Genomic DNA, 12456 nt, shown 5'->3' with positions numbered 1-12456 from the left:
CCCCATGCTCTCTTTCCGACAGCTGGAAATGTTCCGCGCCGTGATGGTGTGCGGCTCGATCAGCGCCGCCGCCCAGCAGCTGAATGTCGCCCAGCCGACCGTCACCAACACGATCCGCAGGCTGGAGGACATTCTCAAGGTGGAGCTGTTCGACCGGACCGGCAGCCGCCTGGTACCGACGCGGGTGGCCCAGCAGATCTTCGAGGCGATCCAGCCGTCGATGATCAGCATGGAGCAGCTCTCCGCCACCGTGGAGGAAATCGCGCTCGGCCGGCACCTGATCTTCCGGATCGGGGTGTCGCCGAGCGTCTCCCACACCCTGGCGCCGCGGGCGCTGCGCCACCTGGCCGATGCCCAGCCGGGCATGAAGATGCGGATGGACACGCTCTCGCTGAAGCAGACCAAGGAGTATCTCTGGCTGTCGGAAGGCGACTGCGCGGTGACGATCTTTCCGATCGAGGACAGTTTCATCGTGTCGCGGAAGATCGCCGACATCGGCCTGATCTGCCTGCTGCCGTCGGACCATCCCCTGTCGGCCAAAGCGGCCATCGAGATCACCGACCTGATCGACGTCGACCTGGTGTTCTTTCATCCCAACACACCGCACGGGCAGATGGTGAAGGACATGTTCGCGTCGCTGAACGTGGAGCCGAGGATCGCCATCGAGACACGCTTCGCGGAGACGGCGGTCAACCTTCTGCGGGAGGGGTTCGGGATCGCGGTCGTCGACGAGCTGACGGCGTCGGACGTGCGCGGCGACGACGTGAAGCTGGTGCCCCTGGCCGCCTCGCCGCGGTTGCCGGTCCTGCTCCATCATCACCGCAACCACGGCTCGCCGCAGATGATCGATGCGATCCGCCAGTGCCTGATGAAGGCCGCGCGCGACCTCGGCCTGGACAAGGCGCAGGGCTGAACCGCGCCGCGTTGCAGCAGTGTTGGCCTTCCCGATAGCCTGACGCTATCGGATCCCCGACAGTTGTCTGTGGCCCGGCCGGCGGGTTGCTGCCATCGATCGCCCGTCAAAAAACCTGAGTGGAGGCGCCCAGCATGATCCTTTCGCGCACCGTCCGCGCGCTTCTCGGCGCCGCCGCAGACACGTCCCGACCGTTCGCCGTCTGGCGCCGGCCGAACGCGTCGGGCGCGGAGTCCATCGTCGGCTGTTCCGCGATCGGCCGCAGGCAGATCTTCGGCGACGGCAATGACGGCCCCTTCTTCGCCCTCAACCGGTTCGTCACGGCGGATGCCAACCTTGCCGACGCGATCGAGGGGGACGTGCTGGTGCGCGGCGGGGAGATCACATTCCGCGCCGGAGCGACCTATGCCGCCGGGCCGGACACGGACGCGCAGGCCGCGCTCCACTCCGCCGCGCAGAGCCGCGACCCCGACGCGCCGATCCATGCCGACGACAGCGGCGTCCGGCCGGTCCAGACCGACCGCGCGGCCTATGAGAAGCTGGTCAAACGGGCTGTGGAGGCGATCGGTGCCGGCGCGTTCCGCAAGGTGGTGACGTCGCGCTGCGAGGCGCGTCCGCTGCCGGAGGGACAGGATCTGATCGCGCTGTTCGAGGCGCTCGCGGCGAAGCTGCCGACCGCGTATGTGTGCCTGGTGCGCATTCCTGGCGAAGGCGCCTGGCTGGTGGGCACGCCGGAGACGCTGGTCTCGGTCCGCGACGGCCGGCTCGCCACCATCGCGCTCGCCGGCACCCAGTGGGCGCAGGAGGCCGTCGCGCTCGCCGACATCTGCTGGCCCGACAAGATCATCGAGGAGCAGGCGCTGGTCTCCGCCTATATAAGGCGCGCGCTGGAGGCGGCCGGCTTCCGGGACCACGAGGAGACGGGGCCGCGGACCGTGGCGGCGGCCAACCTGGTCCACCTGCGCTCCGACTTCGCCGCCGACGTGAAAGGCGAGGACGGCGCGCGCCTGGGCGACCTCCTCACCCGCCTGCACCCGACATCCGCCGTGCTCGGCCTGCCGAAGGCGCCGGCGCTCGACTTCCTGACGGCCCACGAGGGCTACGACCGGAGCTACTACACCGGCTTCCTGGGCCCGGTCGGCTTCGACGGCGCCACCGACCTGTTCGTCAACCTGCGCACCGCCCAGATCATCGGCGGCACCGCCTATCTCTATGTCGGCGGCGGGATCGTCGCCCAGTCGAAGCCGGACGTGGAGTGGCAGGAGACGGTGGAGAAGACCAAGACCGTCGGCACTGTGATCGATGGTCCGGCGGACGGGCCGGCGCAGCTGTCCCGCGCCGGCTGACGCGCTGCCGACGCAAGCTCCCTCCCCGGAGATCGGCAGGACAAGACTGTCACCGATCCCGCGTCCGGCAAGTCGAAATGGCGCTGTGACAAAGCCGGACTGCCGGGATAGGCTCGCCGAAAAAGACGGCCGAGGCGATCCGCGGCCGCGGCCACGGCCGCGCCGCCACGAGACACCGAGGCCTTGCTGCGACGACCGCGCAGGAGAGGAGACCGCCGGTGCTTCTGACCGAGACCCAGGAGATGATCCGCGACATGGCGCGCCGCTTTGCCGCGGAACGTCTGGAGCCGAAATCGGCTGAATGGGACCGTGACCACACCTTCCCGAAGGCCGAGATCGCCGAGATGGGAAGCCTCGGGCTGATGGGGATGCTGGTTCCGGAGGAGTGGGACGGGTCGATGACCGACCACGTCGCCTATGCGCTGGCGCTGGAGGAGATCGCCGCCGGCAACGGCGCCGTCTCCACCATCATGAGCGTCCACAACTCCGTCGGCTGCGTGCCGATCCTGCGCTACGGCAGCGACGAGCAGAAGGAGCGCTTTTTGAGGCCGATGGCCCGCGGCGAGACCCTCGGCGCCTTCTGTCTCACCGAGCCCCACGCCGGCTCCGACGCCTCCAACCTGAAGACCCGCGCCCGCCGCACCAATTCCGGCTGGGTCCTCAACGGGGTGAAGCAGTTCATCACGTCGGGACAGACCGCGGACGTGGCCATCGTCTTCGCCGTGACCGATCCGGAGGCCGGCAAGAAGGGCATCTCCGCCTTCATCGTGCCGACCGACAGTCCCGGCTACCGGGTCGCCTCCATCGAGCGCAAGCTGGGCCAGACCCTGTCGGACACGGCCCAGATCGCGTTCGAGGACCTGGAGGTGCCGGCGGAGAACCTGCTCGGCGAGGAAGGCCAGGGCTACCGCATCGCGCTGTCCAACCTGGAGGGCGGGCGGATCGGCATCGCCGCCCAGTCGGTGGGCATGGCGCGCGCGGCGATGGAGGCCGCGCTTGCCTACGCGAAGGAGCGCGACAGCATGGGCAGCAAGCTCGTCGGCCATCAGGCCGTCGCCTTCCGCCTTGCCGACATGGCGACGCAGATCGAGGCGGCGCGTCAGCTGGTGCTGCACGCCGCCAGCCTGCGCGACGCCGGCCAGCCCTCGCTCAAGGAGGCGTCGATGGCCAAGCTGTTCGCCTCGGAGATGGCCGAACGGGTGTGCTCCGACGCGATCCAGACCTTCGGCGGCTACGGCTATACGGCCGACTTCCCCGTCGAACGGATCTATCGCGACGTCCGCGTCTGCCAGATCTACGAGGGAACCAGCGACATCCAGCGCATGGTCATCGGCCGCGCGTTGGCAGCCTGATCAGGAGTCCGGCGGCAGGGGGAGAAACTCGGTGACCGGAAGCGGACCGCTGGCAGGCGTGCGTATCGTCGAACTGGTCGGGATCGGCCCCGCCCCGTTCGCTGCGATGATGCTTGCCGACATGGGCGCGGAGGTCCTGCGCATCCATCCGGTGAAGGCGCGCGGCACCGTCGGCAACCTGAACTCCGCCTCCGACGTGCTGGCCCGCAACCGCCTGTCCATTGGGCTCGATCTGAAATCCGACGCCGGACGCGCCTGTCTGCTGGACCTCGTGTCGCAGGCGGACGGCATGATGGAAGGCTTCCGCCCCGGCGTGATGGAGCGGCTCGGTCTCGGGCCGGACATTTGCCTGGAGCGCAACCCCGCCCTCGTGTTCGGACGGATGACCGGCTGGGGACAGGACGGCCCGCTGGCGCCGCGCGCCGGCCACGACATCAACTACATCGCCCTGACCGGCATCCTGAACGGGCTCGGGACACCGGAAAAGCCGGTGGTTCCGTTGAACCTGATCGGCGATTTCGGCGGAGGCGGCATGTTGCTCGCGTTCGGCATGGTCTGCGCAATCCTGAGCGCCCGCACGAGCGGCCGCGGCCAGGTGGTCGACGCCGCCATGGTCGACGGGGCGGCCGCATTGTCCGCGATGATCCACGGCATGCGCGCAGGCGGCTGGTGGCCCGGCGGACGGGCGGAGAACATGCTGGACGGCGGCGCGTTCTATTACGGCGTCTATGCCTGCGCCGACGGACGCCACCTGGCGATCGGGGCGATCGAGCCGCAGTTCCTGGCGACGCTCCTGACCACGCTGGGGCTCGACCCGGCCGACTTCCAGCCGCAGGACGACCGGAGCCTGTGGCCCGGCTTCCGGGCACGTCTGGAAGAGATCATTGCCAGCCGCACACGCGACGAATGGGCAACCATTTTCGAGGGACTGGACGCCTGTGTCAGCCCGATCCTCGACTGGGACGAAGCGATGGACCATCCCCACAACCGGGCCCGCGGCACCTTCATCGAAGTCGAGGGTGTACCGCAGCCGGCCCCTGCCCCGCGCTTCTCGGGCACGCCGGCCGCGCCGCCGCGGCCGCCCTCGCCCCCCGACCGCGATCCGGATCAGGCGCTCGCCGGCTGGGGCATCGATGCGGATCGCGTCCGCAGCCTGATCGCCGACGGCGCTCTCAAGGGTCCGGCGTCGTCGGAGTGAGAGACAAAAAAGGACGGCGCGGATCGCTCCACGCCGTCCCGAACGTCCAGTCAGGCTGGTGAGGCCGGACCGATCAGAGATCGGCCTTGATCTTGGTGACCTCTGCGGCCGTCATCTGGCCGGTGGTGACGACTTCGCCGTCCTCGATCCGCCACAGGCGGAACGGACCGGTGATGTCGCCGTACTGGTCGAAGGTCACCGGACCGATGACGCCCTCGTACTTGATGGCCTTGCCGTCCTTGATCGCCGCCAGAGCCTTCTTGAACTCTTCCGGACCGGCATAGATCACCTCGCCGCCCTCGGCGACGACCTCGTGGATGGCGTCGCGGATGGCAGACGGCTCGGTCGAGCCGGCCTTGGCGATGGCGAGGCCGACGATGGCGCCGGCGTCATAGGAGCGGTCTGCGGCCGGAGCGCTCGGCTCGATGCCACCGGAGAACTCCTCGTAGTTGGCGTAGAAGTACTCGGTGGACGGGGTCTCGGTGGTGCCCGAAGAGGTGCCGTAGGCCTCGTTCAGGAACTTCGCGCCGACGCTCTCGATGAACTCCTTGGAGTTCATGCCGTCATTGAGCAGGAACTTCTGCGGACCGCCCTGGGAGATCCAGGCGCGGGCGATGGTGGCGCCGTCGACCGGATAGGAGACCAGATAGAGAGCCTCGGGATCGCCGTTCAGCGCGCTGGTCGCCTCGGCGCTGTAGTTGGCCTGCTTTTCGTTGTAGGGCGTGACGGAGGTGATCGTTCCGCCCAGCGCCTCGAAGGCGGTCTGGAACTCGCGGACCATGTTCACGCCGAAGTCGTTGTTGACGTGGATGATGGCGAGGTTGGTCAGGCCCTGATCGATGGCGTACTTGGCCGCCGCCGTGCCCTGCAGGGCATCCGACGTGATGGTGCGGAAGAAGTAGCCGTTGGTCTTGCCTTCCTGTGCGAGCTTGGTGAGCGTCGGCGAGGACGAGGCCGGCGAGACCTGGACCACTTCCGCAGGCGCGGTCACGGACGTCAGGATCGGAATCGACACCGACGAGATGATGCCGCCGATGAGGACCGGCACGTCCTTGATGTTGACCAGCTGGCGGGCCTGATCGACGGCCACGTTGCCCTGGCTCTGGGCGTCACGGGCATCGGTGACCAGCGTGCAGCCGTTGGCGCCGCCCGCCTCGTTGATGTCGCGGAACGCCATTTCCACAGATTTCGCGCCGGCCTGGCCGTACTGGCCCGCAGGCCCGGTGAGGCTCATGACCACGCCGACGGTGGTCTCGCACGCGAATGCAGGTGCCGCGAAGGCAACGCAACCGGCGGACAGGAGCGCCGCCGGAGCCCATTTCCTGAAATGCATCATGTCAGTTCCCCTGGTTTATGATCGGCCCGATCGGATCAGGCCTGTGCTTGGTCGACCCAAGTCTCGTGCAGCCACCGCCAGACCACACCCTCCGGTGCGGTCGGGTCGGCGACGAACAGAGCGGAAGAGCGGCGCGCAGTGGGCCCGTCGGGCGTGCGCTGGCGCTCGATATAGAGAAGCTGGACCGCATCGCCCGGCAGCGCGACTGCCGTCTCGATTTCGGTCTCGATCTGCAGGGCTCCGGCCGGGACAGAGCCGCGGCGGGCAGCCAGCATGGAAAAGACGGCGTCCAGGTCCTGAACGGTGCCGTCGGGCGCGATGCGGACGAAGCCCGGATCGAAGGCGGTGCGGGACCGCATCAGGTCGGCCTCGCCGGCCCGGCCGGCGAACCAGTCCACGAAGAAGTCGTGGCGCGCCTCGACCTCGCGTCCGGCGCAGGCGGCGAGATCGCCCAGGCTCATGCGGTCGCCTCGTTGAGGTTGTACTTCATGATGGCGCCGTGCCGCCCGTCGCGGTCGCGCTCCACGGAGTAGACATCGCCCTCCGGGCCGCAGCCCTCCGGCACGACCGCCGCGATCGCTGCCCGATCGTCGTCGCTCAGCGTGATCCGGGAGATGGCGAGGTTGGCATCGAGATGGGCCCGGTTGCGCGCGCCGACGATCAGGGCGGCGACCTGCGGGCGGTCGAGGACGGCGCGGCTCGCGACCGTCGCGATGTCGCTGTCGTGGGCATCGGCGATGCCGCGCAGGGCCTTCAGGAGATCCTGGAACCGGTCCCAGCCGCCGAAATCGTCGATGATCAGCTTGTATTTGGTGAGCGAGCGGTTCTCGAGCGGCTCGCCCGGCTCCGGCATCCCGAGCCAGCGGTCCGACAGGAAACCGCCCGCGACGGTGCCGTAGCAGAGGAATTGGATGTCCCGCGCAGCGGCGGCAGCTTCCATCCTGCGCGCCGGACGGGCGTCCAGCAGCGAATACTGCACCTGCATGGTCTTCAGCGGGTAGCCGTTGTCGGCCAGCTCCACCACGTGATCGGTGTCGAAATTGGTCCCGCCCAGAAGCGCAATCTTGCCGGCCTTCTGCTGCTCAGCGAGCCAATGAGCCGTGTCGAGACAGCCCGGGATCTCGTAGTCCCACCAGTGAAACTGGACGAGATCGATCCGCTCGGTCCTCAGTCGCTTGAGGGAGCGATCGATCACGCCCTCGACATAGGATCGGGAGATCGTGGGCAGAACGGCGAGATCCGGCACGAATTTGGTGTGGACCCGGATCCGCGCCAGCGCTTCCTCGCCACGCAACTCGCGGTAGCGCTGGCGGAACGCGCCCATGATCTCCTCGACGCCGGTGTAGATGTCGGCGCAGTCGAACGTCGTGATGCCGGCGTCGGCGCATTCCACGAGATCTGCAACGGCACGGTCCCGCTGGATCTGGCCGTGGCCGCCGGCGAGCTGCCAGCCGCCGCGGATGACCTCGGAGATGTCGTAGTCGGGGGCGAGCGCAACGCGGTTCATGAGACTTACTGGCCTGACGTATCGGAATCGGAGGAAAGCGGCACGGCGGTGGTATCGGCGTGCCGGAAACGGCGCTTGCCGGTGCGGGTGATGCGCATCCGGGTCGGACAATTCGGGTCCGGACAGGCGACGTCGGCGTCGGTGGACATCCAGTCGGCCGCGTCTGTGGGCCGCTGCTTGGCGGCCAGAAGCGGCAGGACTGCCGCCAGGGAGTAGATGGAGAAGCCCTGGCCGGGCGGCAGATGCAGCATCTCGCCGCGCAGCTCGAAATAGTCGCCGGGGTTGGCGCCGCAGTAGATCTTCGCCCCTTCCGGCGCGATCACCTCGACCTTGAGGTCGTAGAGCTCGAAGCTGTCGTCAGTCATCGGCCGCACTCCCTTCCGCGTCCCCGACCCTACCGCGCAGGAGATCGAACGCGCGGCCGATATCGGCCGAAAGGGCGGCGCGGGCCGCATCGGCATCGCGCGCATCGATCGCCTCGATGAGCCGGCGGTGATAGTTGGTCGCCCCGGCGCCGTCGCTGCCGTCATAGACGGCGGCCGCCGCGCGCACATAGGGGCCGGACTGCATCCAGAGGCTCTCCACCACCGGGATCAGGACCGGAGATCCGGCCGCCCGGTAGATGGTGAAATGGAAGGCGTGGTTGAGCCGGCTCACCTCTCGGGCCGCGCGGATCAGGCCGCCGGCCAGCGCGTCATAGGCGTCCGTCAGGCGTTTCAGCTCGTCGATGTCGGCCGGCGACAGGAGCGGCACGGCAAGCGCGGTGAGTTCGCCCTCGATCAGACGGCGGACGCGGGCGAGATCGTCGAGCCGTTCGCGGGTGATGAGCGGAACGCGCACCGAGCGGTTCGCCATCGGCTCCACCGCATGCTCGGAGACCAGCCGCCCCAGCGCCTCGCGGACCGGCATCGTGGAGACAGACAGCCGCTCGGCGAGATCGCGGATCTTCAGGACCTCGCCGGCATCGAACATGCCGTGGATCAGGTTTTCGCGGAGCTCGCCGTAGACCTGGTCCTGGACCGTCTGCCGGGCGACCGGGGCGAGCGCGGACAGCCCGCCTGGCACGACCGAGGGGGCCGTTCCGACGGGTTCTTTCGAGGCGATCGGCGCGTGCGCCATCCTTGTTCCTCTTCTCTCCCTGCCCCCGAGCGCCGCGGCGGCGACTGCCGGCGATCAATCGATAGGCACTTTACACTATGCCCGATCTGTGATCATGTAAATATGTGATCACAAAAATCGGATAGCTGATCCGGCTGGCTGATCACACGAGTGGCGCGCGGCGGCGAACCGCCCCGACGGCCCAAGAGATCCACCTGCATCGAGCGCCCGCGGGCGCGGAGGAGAAAGCCGCATCCCATGTCGGCCGCCGAGCAGCAGACCTCCCGTTCCGCAGAGCGCCCCGTGCTGGAGGCGACCGGCCTCGCCAAGAGCTTCGGCGGCATGCGCGTGGTGGACGGCATGTCGCTCGCGCTCGCCCCGGGCGAAATGGCGGGACTGATCGGGCCCAACGGGGCCGGCAAGACCACCGTCTTCAACCTTCTGGCTGGAAGCCTGAAGCCCGATGCCGGCAGCATCCGGCTGAAGGAGCGCGACGTGACGGCGGATGCGCCGCAGCGCCGGCTCGCCTCCGGCCTCGGCCGCACCTTCCAGATCCCCCGTCCCTTCTCGGAGATGACGGTGCTGGAGAACGTGCTCACCGCCGTCCAGCACCAGAGCGGCGAGCGGGTGCTGTCGAACGTGTTCCGGCCGTTCCGGGTGGCGAAGGAGGAGCGCGCGTCCGTCGAGCGCGCCCGGGAGATCCTCGAATTCGTGTCGCTGACGCGGCTGGCCGACGAACCGGCCCGCAAGCTGTCCGGCGGACAGCGCAAGCTGCTGGAACTGGCCCGCGTCCTGATCGCCGATCCGGCGGTGCTGCTGCTCGACGAGCCGGCAGCCGGCGTCAATCCGGCGCTGCTCGACCTGATCTGCGACCGGATCATCGAGATCAACCGGACGGGCGTGTCGATCCTGCTGATCGAGCACAACATGGAAATGGTGGAACGGCTGTGCGGCCGGGTGGTGGTGATGGCGGCCGGCCAGATGCTGGTCGAGGGCACCCCCGCCGAAATCGCAGCCAACGAGGAAGTGGTCGGCGTCTATCTCGGCGAGGTGGAGGCATGAGCCAGCCCGCCCCGCCGCCCCTCGTCACCCGCGGCCTCGTCGCCGGCTACGAGCGCGACCTGCCGATCGTCAAGGGCGTGGACTTCCAGATCGCCGAGGGCGAGATGGTCGCGATCCTCGGACCCAACGGGGCGGGCAAGTCCACCTTCGTCAAGGCGATCGCCGGCACGGTTCCCGTCTTCGGCGGGGACGTGGAGCTCGTCGGCCAGCAGATCGCCGGACTGAAGCCGAACCAGATCATCCGGCGCGGCATGGCGTTCGTGCCCCAGACGGAGAACATCTTCGCCCGGCTGACCATCCGAGAGAACCTGCAGCTCGCCGCCCAGATCCTGCCCGCGGGCGAGCGGGAGGCGCGGATCGACGCCATGTTCGCCCAGTTTTCCGATCTCGCCGCACGGCCGAACCGGCCGGCCGGCAGCCTGTCGGGCGGACAGCGGCAGATGCTGGCGACCGCCCGGGCGCTGCTGGTGTCGCCGTCGGTGCTGGTGCTGGACGAGCCGTCCGCCGGCCTCTCCCCGAAACTCGTCGGCGACGTGTTCCAGACCCTCAAGGCGATCAACGAGACCGGCGTCACCATCGTGCTGGTCGAACAGAACGTGCGCGCGGCGCTGAAGATCGTGTCGCGGGCGATCGTGCTCGTGGACGGAAAGCTGCGCGCGGACATGGCGGCGGAAGAGCTCGCCGCACATCCCAACATGGGCGAGCTGTTTCTCGGCTCCGGATCGGAACAGGAGGTCTCGTCGTGACGCTTCAGATCCTGATGAACGGGCTCGTGGCCGGGTCCATGATCGGGCTCGGCGCGATCGGCGTCACCCTCACCTACTCCATCCTGCGCTTCCCGAACTTCGCCCACGGCGAGCTGATCGCCTGGGGCGCCTATCTGGCGCTGACCGTCAGCGCGCTGATCGGCGGGGCGGTCGGCGCCTCGATGGATCCGATCGGGCCGTTCTCGTTCGGCTGGGGGCTGATCATCGCCTTCGTGCTGGCGATGGGGCTGACCGGCGCGCTGGCGCTGGCCCTCGACTGGCTCCTGTTCAAGCGGCTCAGGAACCAGGGCGCCGTGATGATCATCATCGTGATGGCGAGCTTCGGCGCCTCCATGGCGCTGAGGAGCGCGCTTGAGTTCATCTACACCGCCCAGCCGGCCTACTTCACCCGGGAGCTGCAGATCGCGATGCCGCTCGGCGGCGGCGTGCGCGCCACCCCGGACCAGCTGTTCGCGATCGGACTGACCGCAGCGCTCGTGTTCGGCATCCACCTGCTGCTCACCCGCACGCCCCAGGGACGCGCCATGCGCGCCGTCAGCGAGAACCCGTCGCTCGCGAGCCTCGTCGGCGTCGACGTCGACCAGGTGATCCGGCTGGTCTGGATCATGGGGGCGGCGCTTGCCTGCGCGGCCGGCGTGATTTCCGGCATCCTGGTCCAGATCCGTCCCTATATGGGCTTCGACCTGCTGCTTCCGCTGTTCGCGGCAACGATCCTGGGCGGCATCGGCAGCGTGCCCGGCGCGATCATCGGCGGCCTGATCGTGGGCATCGGCGAAGCGCTCGCGGTTCAGCTGGTCGGCGCGGAATGGCGCGCGGGTGCAGCCTTCGTCATCCTGACGGCGATCCTGATCGTGCGGCCGACCGGCATCTTCGGGAGGGCCTAATGGGCATCGAGACCTTCGCCTACGCGGCCTTCTTCCTCACAATGGCCCTCACCTACGCGGTGATCTGCCTGGGCCTGAACCTGCAGTGGGGCCAGACCGGCCTGTTCAACGTGGGCATCGCGGCCTTCGTGGCGGTCGGCGCCTACGCCTCGGCCATCCTGACCACGCCGCCGACGCCGGACCGGGTGGGCGGCTTCGATCTGCCGATCCTCGTCGGCTGGGCCGGTGCACTGGTCGCCAGCGGGCTGCTGGCGCTCTTCATCGGCTGGCTCACCATCCGGCTCCGTGCCGACTATCTGGCGATCACGACCTTCGGCGTCGCGGTCCTCGTGCAGCTCGCCATGCTCAACCTGGAGGGCCTGACCGGCGGCCCGTTCGGCATCGGCTTCGTCCCGAAACCCTTCGAGAGCCTCCAGGGCGACGCGATCGCGTTCAGCTTCGCCAATCTGGGCGTCGTGATTCTCGCGGTGCTGGCCGTCTACCTGTTCCTGGAGCGGCTCGTGCGCAGCCCGTGGGGACGCGTGCTGCGCGCCGTGCGCGAGGACGAGGTCGCCGCCCAGGCGCTGGGCAAGAACCCGATGCGGCTCCGGATCCAGGCGTTCGCGATCGGAGGCGCCATCATGGGGCTCGGCGGCGCGGTCCAGGCCCATTTCATCGGCTTCATCGCCCCGGAGAACTACCTGCCGATGCTGACCTTCCAGGTCTGGGCGATGCTGATCGTCGGCGGCAGCGGCAACAACCGGGGCGCCATTCTCGGCGCGGTCCTGGTGTGGGGCGTCTGGGCAGCATCGGCCGCCGTCATCGAGCAGCTCTTCCCGTCCGGCTCCCAGGCGCGCGCCGCCTCGCTTCAGATCGTGCTGATCGGCGTCGCGCTCTGCGTGATCCTGATGTGGCGGCCGCAAGGCATCCTGCGAGAGATCAAGACGGTCTCACGCCACGCCCTCGGCACCGTCCGCAACGCCGGATCCCGCTGACCCCCCTGCCCCCGCTGCC

At 68.7% G+C, this 12456-nt stretch carries 13 protein-coding genes; 8 read left to right on the top strand and 5 right to left on the bottom strand.

The genetic code is table 11. The features are described 5' to 3' along the window. Positions 1–4: 4 nt before the first annotated feature. The 4 genes from J2S73_RS09230 (at position 5) to J2S73_RS09215 (ending at position 4809) form a co-directional block, all read left to right on the top strand. Positions 5–913: a LysR family transcriptional regulator gene (locus J2S73_RS09230; protein ID WP_306885228.1), complete on the top strand. Its 909-nt coding sequence runs from the start codon at positions 5–7 to the stop codon at positions 911–913. Between the two features lie 134 nt (positions 914–1047). Then, positions 1048–2259 (top strand): chorismate-binding protein, encoded by a 1212-nt coding sequence (locus tag J2S73_RS09225; RefSeq protein WP_306885227.1) that lies wholly within the window; start codon positions 1048–1050, stop codon positions 2257–2259. 218 nt (positions 2260–2477) lie between these two features. Next, positions 2478–3611, top strand: coding sequence for an acyl-CoA dehydrogenase family protein (locus J2S73_RS09220; RefSeq protein ID WP_306885226.1), 1134 nt, complete (start codon positions 2478–2480; stop codon positions 3609–3611). 31 nt (positions 3612–3642) lie between these two features. After that, complete coding sequence (locus J2S73_RS09215; RefSeq protein ID WP_306885225.1) at positions 3643–4809, top strand: CaiB/BaiF CoA transferase family protein; 1167 nt, start codon at positions 3643–3645, stop codon at positions 4807–4809. A gap of 73 nt (positions 4810–4882) precedes the next feature. Here J2S73_RS09215 and J2S73_RS09210 read toward each other — a convergent pair whose 3' ends face one another. Genes J2S73_RS09210 through J2S73_RS09190 form a run of 5 tightly spaced genes read right to left on the bottom strand, consistent with a single transcriptional unit; the run spans position 4883 to position 8771 of the window. Next, positions 4883–6145 (bottom strand): ABC transporter substrate-binding protein, encoded by a 1263-nt coding sequence (locus tag J2S73_RS09210; protein WP_370874411.1) that lies wholly within the window; start codon positions 6143–6145, stop codon positions 4883–4885. Between the two features lie 35 nt (positions 6146–6180). Continuing rightward, entirely contained in the window at positions 6181–6606 is a 426-nt protein-coding gene (locus J2S73_RS09205) for a hypothetical protein (RefSeq protein ID WP_306885224.1), read from the bottom strand. Beyond that, entirely contained in the window at positions 6603–7652 is a 1050-nt protein-coding gene (locus J2S73_RS09200) for an aldo/keto reductase (RefSeq protein ID WP_306885223.1), read from the bottom strand. Before J2S73_RS09200 ends, J2S73_RS09205 begins: the two co-directional genes overlap by 4 nt. Positions 7653–7657: 5 nt before the next feature. After that, entirely contained in the window at positions 7658–8017 is a 360-nt protein-coding gene (locus J2S73_RS09195; protein WP_306885222.1) for a TIGR04076 family protein, read from the bottom strand. Further along, positions 8010–8771, bottom strand: coding sequence for a GntR family transcriptional regulator (locus J2S73_RS09190; protein WP_306885221.1), 762 nt, complete (start codon positions 8769–8771; stop codon positions 8010–8012). The genes J2S73_RS09195 and J2S73_RS09190 overlap by 8 nt, the downstream gene beginning before the upstream one ends. A gap of 237 nt (positions 8772–9008) precedes the next feature. Between J2S73_RS09190 and J2S73_RS09185 the strand changes: the two genes are divergently transcribed. Genes J2S73_RS09185 through J2S73_RS09170 form a run of 4 tightly spaced genes read left to right on the top strand, consistent with a single transcriptional unit; the run spans position 9009 to position 12437 of the window. Next, entirely contained in the window at positions 9009–9812 is an 804-nt protein-coding gene (locus J2S73_RS09185) for an ABC transporter ATP-binding protein (protein ID WP_306885220.1), read from the top strand. Next, on the top strand, positions 9809–10558 hold the full coding sequence (locus tag J2S73_RS09180; RefSeq protein ID WP_306885219.1) for an ABC transporter ATP-binding protein: 750 nt from the start codon (positions 9809–9811) through the stop codon (positions 10556–10558). The genes J2S73_RS09185 and J2S73_RS09180 overlap by 4 nt, the downstream gene beginning before the upstream one ends. Next, the gene (locus J2S73_RS09175) at positions 10555–11463 is read left to right on the top strand and encodes a branched-chain amino acid ABC transporter permease (protein ID WP_306885218.1); all 909 of its coding nucleotides are present in this window, start codon (positions 10555–10557) and stop codon (positions 11461–11463) included. The genes J2S73_RS09180 and J2S73_RS09175 overlap by 4 nt, the downstream gene beginning before the upstream one ends. Further along, the gene (locus tag J2S73_RS09170) at positions 11463–12437 is read left to right on the top strand and encodes a branched-chain amino acid ABC transporter permease (RefSeq protein ID WP_306885217.1); all 975 of its coding nucleotides are present in this window, start codon (positions 11463–11465) and stop codon (positions 12435–12437) included. The genes J2S73_RS09175 and J2S73_RS09170 overlap by 1 nt, the downstream gene beginning before the upstream one ends. The last annotated feature ends 19 nt before the right edge of the window (positions 12438–12456 follow it).

The sequence above is a fragment of the Amorphus orientalis genome, from assembly GCF_030814015.1.
Lineage (GTDB): Bacteria > Pseudomonadota > Alphaproteobacteria > Rhizobiales > Amorphaceae > Amorphus > Amorphus orientalis.
The sequence above is the reverse complement of the archived record's forward strand: the minus strand, read 5'-3'. Positions and strand labels throughout refer to the sequence as shown.